This is a genomic window from Actinocorallia sp. API 0066 (genome assembly GCF_020991275.1).
Classification (GTDB): Bacteria; Actinomycetota; Actinomycetes; order Streptosporangiales; family Streptosporangiaceae; genus Actinocorallia.
On the sequence record NZ_JAJLQY010000007.1, the window covers coordinates 375,583 to 392,924 of the forward strand.

Here is a 17,342-nt window from a genome sequence, read left to right on the forward strand (position 1 = left end):
GTGTCCCTCGACCGGCGGCCCGCCGGGGCGGCGGCCCCGGCCCCGGCCCCGGCTGACGATCCGGCGCCCGTCGCGGAGGCCGTCGTGACGGCCAAGGCACGGCCCGCGCTGAACCCGGCCCGCGTGCTGCGCGGGCTCGGGTCCGGCGTGAACCGGATCGCCGCGATCGTCCTGTTCCTCATCGCCTGGGAGGTGCTGCCCCGGCTCGAACTCGTGGACGCGGTGTTCCTGCCGCCGTTCTCCGAGGTCGTCGTCGCGTGGCAGGAACTCGCCGTCAGCGGCGTCCTGTGGAACCACACGCAGGCCAGCCTCATCCGGTCGCTCGCAGGGTTCGCCATCGCCATCGCGGTGACGATCCCGCTCGGCCTGATCCTCGGCTGGTACAAGCCCGTCGCGGACTTCCTCGACCCGCTGCTCGAACTGTTCCGCAACACCGCCGCGCTGGCGCTGCTGCCCGTGTTCGTGCTCATCCTGGGCATCGGCGAGACGTCGAAGATCTCGATCGTCGTCTACGCCTGCGCCTGGCCGATCCTGCTCAACACGATCGCCGGGGTGAAGGGCGTCGACCCGCTCCTCATCAAGTCCGCGCGTTCCCTCGGGCTGCCGCCCTACCGGCTGTTCCAGAAGGTCATCCTTCCGGCGGCCGTCCCGACCGTCTTCACGGGCATCCGCCTTGCGGGCGCCTACTCGATCCTCGTCCTTGTGGCGGCGGAGATGGTCGGCGCCAAGGCCGGTCTCGGCTTCCTGATCAACGACGCGCAGTTCAATTTCCGTATTCCCGATATGTATTCTGGGATTATCACGATCTCGGTCATCGGGCTGGTGTTCAACGCCCTGCTGCTCCGGCTGGAGCGCCGCTTCTCGACCTGGAGGACCACCCAGTGAGCACCCGACGGCTGCACCTCAACGCCTTCATCATGGGGGTCGGGCACCACGAGGCCGCCTGGCGCCACCCCAGGACCGACCCGTCCAACACCATCAGCCTGCGGCACTACCAGCAGCTCGCGCAGAAGGCCGAAGAAGGCAAGCTCGACTCCATCTTCTTCGCCGACGGCGTCGCCCTCTTCGGCAACGTCAAGTACAACGCGCTCGAACACTTCGAGCCGCTGACGCTGCTGTCCGCGATCGCCGCCGTCACCGAGCACATCGGCCTCATCGCGACCGCCTCGACCACCTACAACGAGCCGTTCAACCTCGCCCGCAAGTTCGCCTCACTGGACCACATCAGCGGCGGCCGGGCGGGCTGGAACATCGTCACGTCGGCGTCCGAGGCCGAGGCCGCCAACTTCGGCATCGACCGTCCCGACCACTCCGACCGCTACGCCCGCGCCGACGACTTCGTCGAGGCCGCGCTCAAGCTGTGGGACAGCTGGGAGGACGACGCGGTCCTGCGCGACGTCAAGGGCGGGGTCTTCGCTGACACCACGAAGGTGCACGCGATCGACCACGAAGGCCCGTACTACAAGGTGAAGGGCCCGCTGAACATCTCGCGCGGGCCGCAGGGGCGCCCCCTCCTCGTCCAGGCCGGGTCCTCCGACACGGGCAAGGAGTTCGCCGCGCGTTGGGCGGAGGCCGTGTTCACCGCCCAGCAGACGCTCGCCGAAGGCAAGGCGTTCTACGCCGACCTCAAGGGACGCCTCGCGAGGTACGGACGCCGCTCCGAGGACCTCCTCGTCCTCCCCGGCATCTCGCCCTTCATCGGCTCCACCGAGGCCGAAGCCAAGCGGCTGGAGGAGGAGTTCCAGGAACTCATCAACCCCGAGTACGGCCTGGCGCAGCTCTCCTACATGACCGGCCTCGACCTGTCGGGCTACCCGCTCGACGGGCCGCTCCCCGACGACCTGCCCGAGACGACCGAAGGCAACCGGTCCCGCTTCGAGCTCGTCATCGGACTCGCCCGCCGCGACGGCCTCACCATCCGGCAGCTCATCGCGCGGCTCGCCGGCGGACGCGGGCACCGGGTCTTCGCCGGATCGCCCGAGCAGGTCGCCGACGAGATCCAGGAGTGGTTCGAGAACGGCGCCGCCGACGGCTTCAACGTCATGCCGCCGCACTACCCGGGCGGCCTGAACGACTTCGTCGAGCACGTCGTCCCGATCCTCCAGGCACGCGGCCTGTTCCGCACCGAGTACGAGGGCGCGACGCTGCGGGAGAACTACGGGCTCGCCCGTCCCGTCAGCCGGTACGCCGAGGACTCGGGCGCGGCCCCGGCCGAGGCGGGGGCGCTCTCGTGAGCGAGGCCGTCACCGACCTGAACGCGCGCCGGGGCGTCGACCCCGACCTGTATCGGGAGGCGCTGGGCGGGCACGCCGCCGGCGTCGTCGTGGTGACGGGCCATACCGAGGACGGCCCTGTGGGCCTGACGGCGACGTCGTTCTCCGCGGTCAGCCTTTCACCGCCGCTGGTGTCCTACTACGCGGCGCACTCCTCGCGGACGTTTCCCGCGCTCGCGAAACTGCCGTACTTCGCCGTCAACGTCCTCGCCGAGGACCAGCGCGACGTCGCGGCGCGGTTCGCGAGCCGGGAGGGCGACAGGTTCGCCGGGACGTCGTGGCGGACCGGCCCGCAGGGGGTGCCGCTGCTCGACGGGGCGGCCGTCCAGCTCGTCTGCCGCACCTACGATCGGCTCGACCTGGGCGACCACACGCTGGAGGTCGGCTACGTGTTGTCGGCCAACGTGACGGGCAGCACACCGTTGCTGTACCTTCGTGGCCTGTTCGGCGGTTTCAGCCCAGATATCCGCTGAAATCCGGTCGTTCCTGACGGTTCCGCACCTCGCGAGGGGGGTGCGGAACCGTCACTGGTCTAAACCAATGCGTAACCGCCCTGCTCAGGCGGTTTGGAACGGTACCGAGTTAACTTTGGGTTTACACAAGGGCAATCGACGCGAAATCGCGGATCTACAGACTCTGCCGTAGGCAAAACCCCGGAGACACCAACCCTCGCACACCAGGCAAGGATATTCATGAGCAGCAAGGTCAAGGCTGAGTACATCTGGATCGACGGCACCGAGCCCACCGCCCAGCTGCGGTCGAAGACTCGCATCCTTGACAGTGCCGAGAAGGCCAAGCTGGAGAACCTGCCGATCTGGGGCTTCGACGGTTCCAGCACCAACCAGGCCGAGGGCACCTCCTCGGACTGTCAGCTCAAGCCGGTCGCGGTGTTCCCGGACCCGGTCCGCGGCGGCGAGCACGTCCTGGTCCTCGCCGAGGTCCTGAACGTCGACGGAACCCCGCACTCGACCAACACCCGCGCGCTGCTCACGCCGATCGCCGAGAAGTACGCCGGTCAGGACCCGTGGTTCGGCATCGAGCAGGAGTACACCCTGTTCAAGGACGGCCGCCCGCTCGGCTTCCCCGAGCACGGCTACCCCGGCCCGCAGGGCCCGTACTACTGCGGCATCGGCGCCGACAAGGCGTTCGGCCGCGACATCGTGGAAGAGCACCTGGACGCCTGCATCGCCGCCGGCCTGACCGTCTCCGGCATCAACGCCGAGGTCATGCCCGGCCAGTGGGAGTTCCAGATCGGCGCCGCCGGCCCGGTCGAGGTCTCCGACCACATCTGGATCGCCCGCTACCTCGCCGCCCTGATCGCCGAGAAGCACGGCGTCGTCTTCTCCATCGACCCCAAGCCGGTCAAGGGCGACTGGAACGGCGCGGGCGCGCACACCAACTTCTCCACGCAGGCGATGCGCGAGGGCTACGACCCCATCATCACCGCGTGCGAGGCGCTCGGCGAGAAGTTCCTGGAGCACGTCAAGGCGTACGGCGCCGGTGTCGAGGACCGCCTCACCGGCGCCCACGAGACCGCCCCCTGGAGCGAGTTCTCCTACGGCGTGTCCAACCGCGCCGCCTCCATCCGCCTGCCCTGGCAGGTCGAGATCGAGCGCAAGGGCTACCTCGAGGACCGTCGCCCCAACGCGAACATGGACCCGTACGTGGTCACCCGCCTGATCACCGACACCTGCTGCACCGCCCTGGAGAAGGCCGGCCAGGTCTGACCCCCGGCCCACACCAGCCTCTTCCGACGGCCCCCGCTCTCCCCCTTGAGCGGGGGCCGTCCCCTTTCTCCCGTGGTAGCCGAGGGTAAGGGGAAAGTGGCGCTGCGGAGCGGTCAGCCGCAGTTGGACCAGGGGGTGGTGGCGGAGCCACGGGGGGTGCCGCCGGAGACCCGGACGCAGACGCCTGCGGCGGCCAGGTAGACGGGGCCCGCGTAGTAGGAGAAGGCGCCCCGGTCGGTGACGGATTTGCCGTCGGACTGGCGGGCGAGGGTGGCCCAGACGGTGGTCTTGGCGCCGACGGACGCGGTCTTGAGGGCGACGGCGCAGTTGAGTTGGGTGGCGGCGCTGTACAGCTGGTAGACGGTGCCGCCCGGGAAGGCGGCCTTACGCTGCACCTTGTAGCCGGTGCCCTGGCCGCCGGAGTCACACACCTGCTCCGGCGTGTGCGGGTTGGCGGCGCTTCCGGGGGCGGTGGGCGGCTGCGGCTGCCCGGAGGACGGCGACGGCTTGGGCGCCTCCGCCGACGTCGAGGGCTTCGGGGGCTTCGACGGCTTCGGCCGAGGCCCGCTCTCGCCGGCATCGCCCGTCTTGTCGGGCTCCTCCGTCGGCGCGCCACCGTGCGGAGACCCGGACGGCACCCCGGGCGGCTCCAGCGCCCCGCTCGGCGCCCCGGACGGCGCGACCGTCACCCGGTCCGCCCCGGCCCCGTCGCCGCCGCTGCCGAGCCCGCAGCCCGCCGCCCCGGCGACGAGCAACCCTCCGACCACCGCGACCCGCAGCCGCCGCGCCTCGCCCATCCCCACTCCCCGCCTCCCGAGAAACTCCGGCCCCGACCCTAGCGCCCCTCCCCAAACACCCCGATAACCCCCGGCGGTGCACGCGTCGGGCGTGTTCGGGCTTCGTCGGGGTCGTGAGCGGGTCGCTCGGCAGGGGGACGCTCGGGGGGTCAGGGGCAGTTGTTCCAGCCGGCGGTGGCGGAGCCGTTGGGGCCGCCGCCGGAGGCCCGGACGCAGGCTTGGGGGGCGCGGACGTAGACGGGGCCCGCGTAGTACTCGTAGGCGCCCCGATCGGTGGCGCCCGCGCGGTCGGACTTGCGGGTGACGCCGGCGAAGACGGTGGTGGGCTCACCGAGCTGGGCCGTCTTCAGGGTGACGACGCAGTGGGTGCGGGTCACGGCGTTGAAGAGATGGACAACGCGGCCGCCCGTGAACGTCCGGGCGCGCAGCACCTGGAAGCCGGTGCCACGGCCGCCGGACTCGCACACCTGGACGGCGCCGTAGGGGTTCACCGTGGGCGTCGGGGTGGGCGTGGGGGTCGGCGTCGGCGTGGGGGTCGGCTCCGGCGGGTCCGGCCTTGTCGGAGTCGCCGACGGCTTGGGCGTCACCGTGACGGTCGTGGTCTGCCCCGACGGGTTGACGGTGACGGTCGTGGCGGGCACGGGCTTGGGCGGCTGCGGCTTCTGCCCGCTGGGGCCCGTCGGCGTCGGGGTGGCGCCGTCCGGCGGGACGGGGACGTCCTGGCCGCCCGCCGCGCCGGGGCCGCCGCCCGAGCCGGGCCCGGCCGTGGCCATGCCCTCGACCTTGGGCGGCGTGTCGTCGCGGGTGAGCGCCCAGCCGGTGACCCCGGCGGCCAGCATCAGCGCGATCACCACCATGATCACGATCGCGGGCCTGCGGCCGGACAGGGCGTCGCTCTCGCCGGGCGCGGGGCCGATCTCGAAGGGGTAGGGCGCCCGGTCCGGCTGGGCGGGGGCGGGCGGCGGAGGCGGGGGCGCGGCGACGGGCGCGGCCAGGACGGGCGGCGGGGCGGACACGTCGGGAACGGTCCCGCCCACGAGCGACGCCTGTGCCTCGGCCGCTGTCGGGCGCTGCGCGGGGTCCTTGGCGAGGCACGCGGCAACGACGTCGCGCAGCGGCGCCGGGAGGGCCCCGATCCGGGGCTCCTCGTGCATGATCCGATAGAGGACGGCGCCGATCTCGTCGGTGCCGAAGGGCGGCTCCCCGGTCGCCGCGAAGACGATCGAGGACGCCCAGGAGAACAGGTCGGACGCCGCCGTGAGCTGGTGGCCCGCGAGCTGCTCGGGCGACATGTAGGCGGGCGTGCCGATGTTGTGGCTGTGGGAGGTGACGTTCAGCGCGCGCGCGATGCCGAAGTCGATCACCCGGGGCCCGTCGGGGCCGAGGAGCACGTTCTGGGGCTTGAAGTCGCGGTGGATGATCCCGGCGCCGTGGATCGCGGTGAGGGCCGTCAGGGTGCTTACGGCGAGCCGCTCCAGGGCCGCGCCGCCGCGTGGGCCCTCGCTTTCCACGAGGTCCTGGAGGGAGACGCCCTCGACGTACTCGCTGACGATGTAGGGCCTGTCGCCGTCCACGTCGGCGTCCAGGACCTGGGCGGTGCAGAACCGGGCGACCCGCTTGGCCACCTCGAGTTCCCGGACGAACCGGGCGCGGGCCTCGCCGTCGGCGGCGAACCGCGCGTGCATGAGCTTGACGGCGACGTCGACGCCGTCGCGCCGCCCCAGGTAGACGGTGCCCTGGCCGCCCTCTCCGAGGACGCCCACCAGGGCGTACGGTCCGATGGCGGCAGGGTCACCCGCTCTCAGGGCGTCCACCATGCTTCACTCCCGTCGCGCTGTTGAATCCGGCTCACTTTAATGGAGTGACCACGTTCATCCGATCTGTTTGGATGGTCCGATGAGCGAGATCACCTCAGCGGCCGAGCTGCGGGAGCTGCTCGGCGAGCCGCTTCCCCGCGCCGTGGCCAAGGAACGGGTCGCACTGCACGACCGCGATCTCGACTGGATCGCCGCGTCGCCGTTCCTGATCATGGCGACGGGTGACGAAGAAGGCAACCTGGACGCGTCCCCCAAAGGTGATCCTGCGGGATCTTTCGCCCACGTGATCGATCGGCGGACCCTCGCGATCCCCGAGCGCCCCGGCAACCGCCGCGCCGACGGCTACCTCAACATCCTCCGGAATCCACACGTCGGCCTGCTGTTCCTCATCCCGGGACGCGGTGAGTCCCTGCGCGTCAACGGGCGGGCCCGGCTGGTGCGGGACGCACCCTACTTCGACCTGATGACGGTCAAGGGCCACCGGCCGATCCTGGCCGTCGAGGTGGCGGTGGAGCAGATCTTCTTCCACTGCGCGAAGGCGCTGATGCGCTCGCACCTGTGGCAGCCGGAGACGTGGCAGCCGGACGTGCTGCCTTCGCACGCGCGGATCACCAAGGACGTCATGCGGACACCGGAGAGCCTCGCTGAGCTGGAGTCCTACTACGCGCCGGAAGCCTACGCCAGGAAGCTCTACCAGGACTGACCCGCTCACAGACGGCCTAGACGGACAGTTCAGGGCTCGGCGTCCAGGCCGAACATCTCCAGGCAGGGGCCGAGCCCTTCGACCTCCGCCTCGACCGTCCGGTGCGCCGCCCAGGACTCACGGTCCAGGAGGAGCCTGATCTCCTCCACCCTGCGGCCCCGCACCTCCGAGTAGCCCGACCCGTTGTGCCGGTACCCGAGCCTGCGGGACACCCCGAGCGAGGCCGGGTTGTCAGTGTGCGCGCAGCTCCCCGCCGTCAGGGCGCCCAGGCCCGCGAAGGCGAGGTGCAGCACGGCGGCGCGCATCTCGGTGCCGTAGCCACGGCCCTGGTGCGCCATGCCGAGCCACGAGCCCGTCTCGACGTGCCGGACGACGCCGAAGGAGTCGCCGGAGACGTGCTGGGTGCCGATGGGCCGTCCCTCGATGAAGACGGCCAACGGGAGCCGCCACGCCTCGGGAGTCCAGTCGGCGAGCGCGCGCCAGTGGTACTGGAGGGTGCTCCTGGCGATCTTCTCGGGCGCGCCGTCCGTCCACGGGGAGCTGAACGGCATCACCTGCGGCGGGTGGATGCCGCCGAGGACGACCTCGACGAGCGCGTCGAGCTCCGCGTCGGTCGGCAGGCGGAGTTCCAGGCGGGGGGTGGTGACGCGCAGTCCGTGGAGGGGCCAGTGCTTCATGAACCCATCCTGGGACGGGCGGTCACGCCCTGTCATCTCGTTTTCCGGCGCCCCACAGGTGGCGCGTCCAGCCGCGCGCGGGGCGCTCGCCGACGGGCAGGGCGCGCAGTCTGGCGAGGACGGCCGGGTCCTGGGCCTCCAGCCACTCCACGAGCTGCCGGAAGGAGACGAAGCGGACGTCGGGCCTTGCGGCGTTGCGGGCGAGGAAGCCTTCGACGGCGTTCAGGCGGCCGCCCTTCCCGTGCGTGAACCGGCCGCTGATGACCAGGGGCGCCCGGTCGCCTCGATAGGCGCGGTCGAAGGCCCGCTGGTAGACGGCGGCGGGCTTGCCGCGCCGGAGCGACTTCGAGGGGAGCCGCCACAGGCCGTCGCGGCGGCGCGGCCACACCTGGGGGCCGGTGCCGTTGGGGTCGTACTTCCAGCCGAGGTCGTGGGCGGCCTTACGCAGCGCCCGCGTGCCCTCGCGGCAGGGGACGCGCCCTCCGACGACCTGCTTGCGGTAGTCGAAGGGGAGCGCGGGCAGGTCGGTGAAGCCGGTCGCCGTCCGCCAGGTCGTGACGAGGCCGATCGAACGCCTGATCTCGGACTTCCAGTCGGCGGCCGTCCAGGCGCGGACCCCCGACCTGCCGCAGCGCGGGCCGTCCAGGCGGGCGGCGACCTCGTGGCCCTCGCGCCAGCCGAGGGTGAGGTTGAGCACCGTGTCGCGGATCTGCCGGTCGGTGGGCTGGGCCGCCACGCGGCCTCCCCGCGCCCGGTGGTCCCGCGCCGGTAGGAGGCTGCGGCCGGAGAGGAAGAAGGTCATGGACGCGCCGTGCGCGCGCGCCGAACGCCGGAGGCGGGCGAACGCGCCGTCGGCGGTCTCCGCGCCGTCCCAGGCGAGCACGACGAACTGGGGAGGGCGTTCGCCAGGGACGAGCCTGGTAGCGGGCCACCGCCGGGGCTGCGGCCCGGTCACGGAGGTCGAGCCGTCGCCCAGGGGGGTGGCCGCCGGGGTCACCGCCGGGGCGGGATGGGCGGTCCGGGTGGGGGCGGGCACACAACCGGCCGCCAGCGCGCACCCCAGCAACCACGCCGTTCCCCGCACGCCGCGCACACATCCCCCGTCCGTCTGCGGATTCCCGAGGCGAGGATCCCGGACGTCCCAGCGCGCGCGCTCACCCTTGCGGTTTCCCCGTCCAAGATTTGCCCTCCCCTTACCCGGCGGGCCGCTGGGTGGTCCGGGTGGGGAGAGGATGGTCGGTATGCGCATCGTCATCGCGGGCGGTCACGGCAAGATCGCCCTGCATCTGCTCCGTCAGTGGCCCGACGGCACCGCGACGGGCCTGGTCCGCGACCCCGGCCAGATCCCCGACCTTGAGGCGGCGGGCCAGTCCGGCGTCGTCTGCGATCTGGAGAACGTCTCGGTGGCGGAGCTGACCGAGGTGATCTCCGGGTACGACGCCCTGGTGTTCGCCGCAGGGGCCGGGCCCGGAAGCGGCGTGCCCCGGAAGAAGACGGTGGACGAGGGGGCGGCGATCCTGTGCGCCGACGCGGCCGAGCGGGCCGGGGTGCGCCGCCTCGTCCAGATCTCCTCGATGGGCGCCGACCAGACGCCCGACCCGTCCCGCGACGAGGTCTGGGCCGCCTACCTCGCCGCCAAGGGCAACGCCGAGGCCGACCTGCGCGGCCGCGACCTCGACTGGACGATCCTGCGGCCCGGCCTGCTCACCGACGACCCGGCGACGGGCCTGGTCACGCTGGCGCCGGCCACGGGGCGCGGCCCGGTGCCGCGCGCGGACGTCGCCGCCGTCATCGCCGCCCTGCTCACCTCGGGCGCCGCCGTCCATCAGACCCTCGAACTCATCGGGGGCGAGACCCCGGTCCCGGACGCCGTCGAGGACCTCTGACCGCCGCTGAGGCCGCCGCCCGGTCCCGGTGACCCGGGCGGCGGCCCGTGGCGTCTGCGGCCCGCTCAGCGCCGTGCGGGGCCGGGGTGGAGCGGGCCGGTGGTCCGGGTCAGCGGCGCGGCGCTGGCGGCGCAGCGGGCGGCGATGATCTCGGCGGTGATGCTGATGGCGGTCTCCTCAGGGGTGCGGGCGCCGAGGTCGAGGCCGATGGGGGAGTGCAGGCGGGCGAGGGCGGACGCCGGGAGCGTGGTGTCCCGGAGGCGGGCGAGGCGGTCCTCGTGGGTGCGGCGGGAGCCCATGGCGCCCACGTACGCGACGTCCAGGCGTAGGGCGACGTCGAGAAGCGGGACGTCGAACTTGGGGTCGTGGGTGAGGACGCACAGGACGGTCCGGTCGTCCACGCGGCCTTCGGCGGCCTCCGCGGCGAGGTACCGGTGCGGCCAGGCGGTGACGACCTCGTCGGCGGAAGGGAAGCGGCGGCGGGTGGCGAACACGGGGCGGGCGTCGCAGACGGTCACCCGGAAGCCGACGAAGGAGCCCGCGGTGGCCAGCGCCGCCGCGAAGTCCACCGCGCCGAAGACGATCATCCGGGGCCGCGGCGCGTAGGACTGAACGGCAAGGGTGAGCTCGGCCGCCAGCCGGGTGCCGTCCTCGCCGTACCGCAGGACGCCCGTCGTGCCGGAGGCGAGCATCCCCCTGACGTCGTCGGTGGCCGCCGCGTCCAGACGGGCCGAGCCGAACGATCCGGAGGAAGTGGAAGGCCGCACCACCATCCGGCGGCCGAAGGCGTCCGAGGTGGGCGGGCCCACGCAGGTGACGACGGCGACGGGCCGCCCCTCCCTGACGTCCTCCGCCACCGAGGCCAGGTCGGGGAAGGACGCGGGGGTGATCCGCTCGACGTACACGTGGAGGGTCCCGCCGCAGGTCAGGCCGACCGCCAGGGCGTCGTCGTCGGTCACCCCGTAGCGCTCAAGGACCGGCGTGAAAGCGGGGTCCTCCGCTGCCGCGTGCGCGAGGTCGTAGACGGCGCCCTCCACGCAGCCGCCCGACACACTGCCGAGCGCCTCGCCGGAGGCCGTCACCAGCATGGCCGCGCCGGCGGGACGCGGGGCCGACCGCCAGGTCTCGACCACGGTCGCGAGCCCCGTAGGCCGTCCGTCCGCCCACTGCTCAAGCAGGTCGGCCAGAACCTCACGCACGGGGCACGTCCAGATCGGTGCCGTCGGCCACGTCGTCGCAGGGCACGGGTTCGGGGGCGTGCCGCTTCAGGTACGGCCTGGCGCCCACGTCGCCCACGGCGAGTTCGCTGACGCCCTCCCAGTGGTCGCGGCCAAGGACGACGGGATGCCCCCACGCGCCCCCGTACGTCGCCACCCGGAGCGTTCCGCGCCCGGCGCCTTCGGCGACCCTGCTGACGGCCTCGGGAGTGATCCCAGGGGTGTCCACGAGGAGCACCACCACGGCGTCGGCTTCCAGCGCCGCCAGCCCGGCCCGTAGGGACGAGCCCATCCCTGAGGCCCAGTCGGCGTTCACCACCACGATCACCCCCGGCAGCGGCGGCACCCGGCGCGCCTGCGCGCCGAGCACCGCCACGACCGGGGCGCACCCGGCCTTGCGCAGGGTCCGTACGCCGTGCTCCACGAGCAGGACCCCGGGCTCGTCCGGAGTCGGCGCGAGCGCCTTCGGCATGCCGTAGCGCCGTCCCGCGCCCGCCGCGAGCAGGAGACCGGGAACCGCCATGCGCCCCTCCCGTCAGCCCTCTTGCAGGGCCGTCCAGCGCGCGGCGAGGTCCGCGCGGGTCTGCGGGGGGAGCGTGCCGTACAGCCGGAAGCGGGCCATGCCGCCGTCCGGGTGGATGTCCAGGCGCACCGCGTCCACGGGTCGCTCGGCGGTGACGCGGAAGCGGTGCCGGGTGTCGGGCTGCAGCCTGACGGGCCCGAGGAGCACCGGCCCGTCCAGCGCGCTTACCTTCGCGGTGGCCGGGCAGTTGCCCTTGAAGTGCGACGTGTCCAGCTCGATCAGCTGCGGCAGGCCGGGCGCGGCGAGCTTGACCTCGACCCAGTCGTTGCCGTCGTCGCGCCGCCGTTTGGTCTCCCAGCCCTCGCCCATGGTCGAGGCCAGCCCGGGGAGCAGGAGCTGGCTGGGAGAGCCGTAGAAACGGTCTGAGCAGTCCGTGACGGTGGCTCCGTACTCGGCGGCCGCCAGGTCGAACACGTCGGGGACGAGCGCGGGGTCCACGACGGGCGTGCCGTGCACCCGCAGCCGGGCGACGCCGCCGTCGGGGTAGATGTTCAGCCGGACGTGTGTGACGAGCCGCCCGGACGGCACCGGGAAGGAGTTCTCGGTGTCGCCTTCGAGCTCCGAGCGCGGGATGAGAGGGAACCAGACGGCCTTCTCCAGTTCCTCGGGCGCCGGGTAGTCGGGCAGGAAGCAGCCGTCCACCGACGCCTCGGTCGGGTAGTTCCCGGTGAAGAAGGCGGTGTCGATGATGATGTTGCGCAGCACGCCGGGCACGCCGAGGCGCACGATCGCGTGGTCGTGGCCCGGCTCGCGGCGGCGCCTGGTCTCCCAGCCGTCGTAGATCTGCCCCTTGTGTCCGAACGAGGCCAGGGTGAAGGTCGGGCGGTGTGGGTTGATGAGGTTCTCGCGGTCGGCGAAGAACTCGTCGTTGGCGGACACCACGGTGCCGCCCATGGCCCGTGACGCCAGGTCCAGGAGTTCAGTGAACAACGCTCTCCTCTCGGTGCAGGAACCTCCCGGCGGGAGCCCCGCCGGTAGGCACGCCGCGCAGCCACGTCGTGTGGACGACGCCGCGTAGGGTCCTGCCGTGGTACGGCGTGACGGGATTGCGGTGGAAGAGCGTCCCCGCGTCCACGGTGAACTCCTCCTCGGGCGCGAACGCGACGAGATCCGCGTCCGCCCCCACGGCGATCCTTCCCTTCGCGGACAGTCCCACAAGATCGGCGGGCGCCCGGCTCATCCATTCAACGAGATTGTTGAGTGAAATGCCGCGTTTGCTGGCTTCTGTCCATATGGCGGACAGGCCGAGCTGGACCGAGGCGATCCCGCCCCACGCCGTCGCGAAGTCGCCCTCCTTGAGGTCGGGCGTACAGGGCGAGTGATCCGAGACGACGCAGGTGATGACCCCTGTCAGCAGGGCCTCCCAGAGCGCGTCCTGGTGCGCGCCCTCCCGGATCGGAGGGCAGCACTTGTACTCCGTCGCCAGGGCGGGCACGTCCTCCGCCCGCAAGGTCAGATAGTGCGGGCAGGTCTCCGCTGTGATTCTTATCCCTTCGGCCTGCGCCTGCCGGAGCAGAGGCAGGGCGTCGGCCGCCGCCAGATGCAGGATGTGGGCGCGTGCCCCCGTCCTACGGGCGGCTTCGATGACCGTCGCCACGGCCCGCGCCTCCGCCTCCGGAGGCCGCGACGCGACAAAGCCGGGGAACTCCGGCTCGGCCTCGCTGACCAGGGCCGGGTCCTCGGCGTGCACGATGAACAGGGCGTCCACCCTCCGCATCGCCGCCTCCAGGCCCGCCGGGTCCAGCGGAGGGAACTCCGGGACACCCGAGTCGATGAGGAAGCTCTTGAAGCCGAACACGCCCGCCGCGTGCAGGGCGGGGAGGCCGCCTGCGTTGCCCGGGATCGCGCCGCCCCAGAACCCGACGTCGACGTGGCACTGCCCTTCGGCCGCCTTCTTCTTGACGGCCAGGGCCGCGGCGTCCACGGTCGGCGGAAGCGAGTTCAGGGGCATGTCGACAATGGTCGTCACGCCGCCCGCCGCCGCCGCGCGGGTCGCGGTGGCGAAGCCCTCCCACTGGGTGCGGCCCGGCTCATTGACGTGCACGTGCGTGTCCACAAGGCCGGGCAGGAGGACGAGATCGTCCGCGAGGTCCGTGACGCCCTCGGGCGCGTCGTCGTAAGGCAGGATCGCCGCCACCCGGCCGTCCGAGACGACGACGGTGGCGGGCCGCTCGCCGTCCGGGAGGTACACGCGACGGGCGCGCACCGCCCGCAGCGGCTCGGCGGGGGATGTCACAGCGCCTCCAGGGTGCTCGCGGCGAAGGGCAGGTCCGTCTCGGTGAGGGCGCCGCAGTGCAGGCCGCGCCGCAGGTAGGCGGCGAGGGCGCGGGCGGTGGCGGGCTCGTCCAGGTGGGTGCTCTCGGTCCGGTTCAGATAGGCCGTCAGACGGGCGATGGCCGAGGACGCGCCCTCCCGGTAGAAGGCGAAGTTCGCGGCGAACCGCGTGGGCAACTGCGCTGGATGCAGATCCCAGCCCTGGTAGAAGCCGCGCTCCAGGGAGCGCCGGACGAGCCGGGAGTGCAGCGCCCACGCCTCCCGGGTGCCCTCCCCGACCGGGAGGACGTTCGTCGAGCCGTCGCTCAGCCTTACGCCCGTCCCGGCGGCCGCCGCCTGCATGACGGCCTTGGCATGGTCGGCCACGGGGTGGTCCATCGCCTGGTAGGCGGCGGCGATCCCGCAGGACGCCGAGTAGTCGTAGGTGCCGTAGTGCAGGCCGGTGCAGCGGCCGTCGGCCGCGTGGATCATCGGCGCGACGAGCGCCGTGCCGTCCGGGCCCAGGATCGACTGCGGCGTCTCGATCTGGATCTCGAACCGCAGCGCGCCCGGCGCGGGCTCCAGCGCCGCGCACACCGCCGCCATCGCCTCCACCTGCGCCACGGACGTGACCTTGGGCAGGGTGACCACAAACCCCTCGGGAACCGCGCCGAGGCCGTCCAGGACGATCTGGAGCGTCCGCACGGCCCTGCGCCGGACGTCGGCCTCCAGGCACTTGATCCGGATGCCCGAGAACGGCGTCGGGCGGGCGGCGAGGAACCGGGCGGCGGCCCGCGCGTGCGCGTCCTCCTGGGCGTCGTCGCGGCGGCCGTAGCCGTCCTCGAAGTCCAGCCGCAGGTCCTCGATCGGCTCGGCCGCGAGCTTGGCCCTGACTGGTGCGTCGAGCTCCTCCGGGTACGGGAGGCCGTGCTCGTCCAGCGCCGCCAGGGCCGCCGCGCCCCAGACGACGGGCAGGTCGTCGGTGACGCGGTCGGCCGGGACGTAGACGGTGTGGACGGGCTGCCGTCCGGGGCGCTCGCCCGGATAGCGCGCGGCGAGTTCGGCGTCGGCCTTGGCCAGCCGCGCGTCCAGTTCGTCGTGGATCGTGTGTGTCATGCGGTTCCCGTGATGTGCTCAGGACGGACCGGCACCCGGGTGAGCGCCGCCCCCGTCGCCGCCCGGATGGCGGCGACCACCGCCGGGGTCGAGGAGATCGTGGGCGGCTCGCCCACCCCGCGCAGCCCGTAGGGGGCGTCGGGATCGGCCAGCTCCAGGATGTCCAGCGCCATCGGCGGCATGTCCATGATCGTGGGAAGCAGGTAGTCCGTGAACGAGGGGTTGCGCACCCGCCCGTCCACGACCTGGATCTCCTCCAGCAGCGCGAGGCCCAACCCCTGCGCGGTGCCGCCCTGGATCTGGCCTTCCACCGCGCGCGGGTTGACCGCCTTGCCGACGTCCTGGGCGGTGGCGATCTCCACGACCCGGACCAGGCCGAGTTCCACGTCCACGTCGACGGTGGCGCGGTGCGCGGCGAACGCGTACTGGACGTGCGCGTCGCCCTGGCCCGTCACGGGGTCCAGCGGGTGGGTCGGCTTGTGCCGCCACTCGACGGTCTCCTCGACGGCCTCGCCGCCGAGCACGTCCGCGATCGACGCGACCGGCCGCCCGTCGTCGTCCACCACCTGCTCGTCTTCCAGCCGCAGCCCCGGCCTGCCGAGACGGGCCAGCAGCCTCTCCCGGACGGCCTCACAGGCCGCCTTGGTGGCGCCGCCCGTCACGTACGTCTGCCGGGACGCCGAGGACGACCCGGCCGAGCCGACGGAGGTGTCGGCGGGCGCGATCGTCACCTGCGCCACCGCCAACTCGGTGCGGGCGATCTGCGCGAGCACGGTGACGAGCCCCTGCCCTACCTCTGCCGCCGCTGTGTGCACGAGCACGGCCGGACGTCCGCCTACCAGCTCCAGCCTTACGCGCGCGGTGGAGTAGTCGTCGAAGCCCTCGGAGAACCCGACGTTCTTGATGCCGATCCCGTAGCCGACCCCGCGCACGACGCCCTCGCCGCGCGTGGTGTTGGCCGTCCCGCCGGGCAGGAGGTCGGCAGGCCCCGGCGCCGGACGCCGCTGGACGAGCCGTAGCAACTGCTCCACGGGTGCCGCGCCCTCCACGACCTGCCCTGTGGGCATCAGATCGCCGACCTTCAACGCGTTGCGGACACGGACCTCCACCGGGTCCAGCCCGACGGCCTCCGCGAGCCTGTCCATCTGCGACTCGTAGGCGAAGCACGCCTGTACCGCCCCGAACCCGCGCATGGCGCCGCACGGAGGGTTGTTGGAGTAGACGACCTCCGCGTCCATCGTCACGTTGGGCACGTCGTAGGGGCCGATGCCCAGGGTGGCCGCGTTGGCGGCGACGGCGGGAGACGACGAGGCGTAGGCGCCGCCGTCGAGCAGGATGCGCGCCTTCACGTAGACGAGGCGGCCGTCCTCGTCCGCGCCGTGCTCGTACCAGAGCCGGGCCGGATGCCTGTGCACGTGCCCGAAGAACGACTCCTCGCGGCCGTAGACCATCTTCACCGGACGGCCCGTGCGCAGCGCCAGGAGGCACGCGTGGATCTGCATGGAGAGGTCCTCGCGCCCGCCGAACGCGCCGCCGACCCCGGCCAGCGTGAACCGCACCTTCTCGGGCGGCAGGCCGAGGCTCTCGGCCACCTGGTCGCGGTCCACGTGCAGCCACTGCGTCGCGACGTACAGGTCGACGCCGCCGTCGTCGGCGGGCACCGCGAGCCCCGACTCGGGCCCCAGGAACGCCTGGTCCTGCATCCCCACGTCGTACACGCCGGAGACGACGACGGGCGCGGAGACGTCCGGCGCGCCACGGCGGATCGGGACGTGCCGCAGGAGGTTGGGCCGCTCCGCGTGCACCCGAGGAGAGTCCGCCAGGACGGCAGCCTCAGGGTCGGTGACGGGATCCAGCACCTCGTAGACGACCTCGATCGCCTCCGCCGCGCGCGCCGCCGTCTCAGGATGGTCGGCCGCCACGATCGCGATGGCCTCGCCCTGATAGCGGACCTCGTCGAAGGCGAGCACAGGCTGATCCGCGTGCTCCAGGCCGTAACGCTTGCGGCCAGGCACGTCCTCGTGGGTGAGCACCGCCCTTACCCCGGCGATGGCGAGCGCGGGGCCGAGGTTCACCGAGACGATCCGGGCCCGTGGATGCGGGCTGCGCAGCGTCGCGCCCCAGACCATCTGCTCGGCCCACAGGTCGGACGAGAACGCGAACTCGCCCGTCACCTTCAGCCGCCCGTCCGGCCGCTGCGGACTCGCGCCCACCCCCGCGCCGACCCCGGCCGCCAACCCCAGATGCGCCTTCACCCCTGCCTCCTTCACATCCCGCCCCGCACGTCGTCGGC

The 17,342-nt window shown here is 72.8% G+C and carries 16 protein-coding genes; 6 read left to right on the plus strand and 10 right to left on the minus strand.

The window, feature by feature from the left end; genetic code table 11:
* From LO762_RS20175 to glnII, 4 genes are all read left to right on the plus strand, one after another.
* Complete coding sequence (locus tag LO762_RS20175) at positions 1-885, plus strand: ABC transporter permease (RefSeq protein ID WP_230617420.1); 885 nt, start codon at positions 1-3, stop codon at positions 883-885.
* The gene (locus tag LO762_RS20180) at positions 882-2,234 is read left to right on the plus strand and encodes an LLM class flavin-dependent oxidoreductase (protein ID WP_230617308.1); all 1,353 of its coding nucleotides are present in this window, start codon (positions 882-884) and stop codon (positions 2,232-2,234) included. Before LO762_RS20175 ends, LO762_RS20180 begins: the two co-directional genes overlap by 4 nt.
* Positions 2,231-2,746, plus strand: coding sequence for a flavin reductase family protein (locus LO762_RS20185; RefSeq protein ID WP_230617310.1), 516 nt, complete (start codon positions 2,231-2,233; stop codon positions 2,744-2,746). Before LO762_RS20180 ends, LO762_RS20185 begins: the two co-directional genes overlap by 4 nt.
* A 219-nt stretch (positions 2,747-2,965) precedes the next feature.
* Complete coding sequence (gene glnII / locus LO762_RS20190; RefSeq protein WP_230617312.1) at positions 2,966-4,000, plus strand: glutamine synthetase GlnII; 1,035 nt, start codon at positions 2,966-2,968, stop codon at positions 3,998-4,000.
* A gap of 113 nt (positions 4,001-4,113) precedes the next feature.
* On the opposite strand, the gene LO762_RS20195 is transcribed toward glnII, so the two are convergent.
* Together LO762_RS20195 and LO762_RS33125 are read right to left on the minus strand one after the other, a co-directional pair.
* Positions 4,114-4,797, minus strand: a complete 684-nt coding sequence (locus LO762_RS20195) for a hypothetical protein (RefSeq protein ID WP_230617314.1) — start codon at positions 4,795-4,797, stop codon at positions 4,114-4,116.
* Positions 4,798-4,946: 149 nt separating this feature from the next.
* The gene (locus LO762_RS33125) at positions 4,947-6,614 is read right to left on the minus strand and encodes a serine/threonine-protein kinase (RefSeq protein WP_304523673.1); all 1,668 of its coding nucleotides are present in this window, start codon (positions 6,612-6,614) and stop codon (positions 4,947-4,949) included.
* 79 nt (positions 6,615-6,693) lie between these two features.
* Here LO762_RS33125 and LO762_RS20205 point away from each other — a divergent pair, with 79 nt between their 5' ends.
* The gene (locus tag LO762_RS20205) at positions 6,694-7,317 is read left to right on the plus strand and encodes a pyridoxamine 5'-phosphate oxidase family protein (protein WP_230617316.1); all 624 of its coding nucleotides are present in this window, start codon (positions 6,694-6,696) and stop codon (positions 7,315-7,317) included.
* A 29-nt stretch (positions 7,318-7,346) separates the two neighbouring features.
* Here LO762_RS20205 and LO762_RS20210 read toward each other — a convergent pair whose 3' ends face one another.
* On the minus strand, positions 7,347-7,994 hold the full coding sequence (locus LO762_RS20210; protein WP_230617318.1) for a GNAT family N-acetyltransferase: 648 nt from the start codon (positions 7,992-7,994) through the stop codon (positions 7,347-7,349).
* A gap of 22 nt (positions 7,995-8,016) precedes the next feature.
* On the minus strand, positions 8,017-9,078 hold the full coding sequence (locus LO762_RS20215) for a hypothetical protein (RefSeq protein WP_230617321.1): 1,062 nt from the start codon (positions 9,076-9,078) through the stop codon (positions 8,017-8,019).
* A gap of 157 nt (positions 9,079-9,235) precedes the next feature.
* Here LO762_RS20215 and LO762_RS20220 point away from each other — a divergent pair, with 157 nt between their 5' ends.
* Positions 9,236-9,880 (plus strand): SDR family oxidoreductase, encoded by a 645-nt coding sequence (locus LO762_RS20220; protein WP_230617323.1) that lies wholly within the window; start codon positions 9,236-9,238, stop codon positions 9,878-9,880.
* 65 nt (positions 9,881-9,945) lie between these two features.
* Here LO762_RS20220 and LO762_RS20225 read toward each other — a convergent pair whose 3' ends face one another.
* Genes LO762_RS20225 through pucD form a run of 6 tightly spaced genes read right to left on the minus strand, consistent with a single transcriptional unit; the run spans position 9,946 to position 17,304 of the window.
* Positions 9,946-11,079, minus strand: coding sequence for an XdhC/CoxI family protein (locus LO762_RS20225; RefSeq protein WP_230617325.1), 1,134 nt, complete (start codon positions 11,077-11,079; stop codon positions 9,946-9,948).
* Positions 11,072-11,620: an NTP transferase domain-containing protein gene (locus tag LO762_RS20230; protein ID WP_230617327.1), complete on the minus strand. Its 549-nt coding sequence runs from the start codon at positions 11,618-11,620 to the stop codon at positions 11,072-11,074. Before LO762_RS20230 ends, LO762_RS20225 begins: the two co-directional genes overlap by 8 nt.
* Before the next feature lie 12 nt (positions 11,621-11,632).
* Positions 11,633-12,610 carry an allantoicase gene (gene alc, locus LO762_RS20235; protein ID WP_230617329.1) on the minus strand — a complete coding sequence of 326 codons (978 nt, stop codon included), beginning with the start codon at positions 12,608-12,610 and terminating at the stop codon, positions 11,633-11,635.
* Positions 12,600-13,916 carry an allantoinase AllB gene (gene allB, locus LO762_RS20240; protein WP_230617330.1) on the minus strand — a complete coding sequence of 439 codons (1,317 nt, stop codon included), beginning with the start codon at positions 13,914-13,916 and terminating at the stop codon, positions 12,600-12,602. Before allB ends, alc begins: the two co-directional genes overlap by 11 nt.
* On the minus strand, positions 13,913-15,049 hold the full coding sequence (locus LO762_RS20245) for an aldolase (protein WP_230617332.1): 1,137 nt from the start codon (positions 15,047-15,049) through the stop codon (positions 13,913-13,915). The genes allB and LO762_RS20245 overlap by 4 nt, the downstream gene beginning before the upstream one ends.
* The gene (gene pucD, locus LO762_RS20250; RefSeq protein ID WP_230617334.1) at positions 15,046-17,304 is read right to left on the minus strand and encodes a xanthine dehydrogenase subunit D; all 2,259 of its coding nucleotides are present in this window, start codon (positions 17,302-17,304) and stop codon (positions 15,046-15,048) included. Before pucD ends, LO762_RS20245 begins: the two co-directional genes overlap by 4 nt.
* Positions 17,305-17,342: the final 38 nt, after the last annotated feature.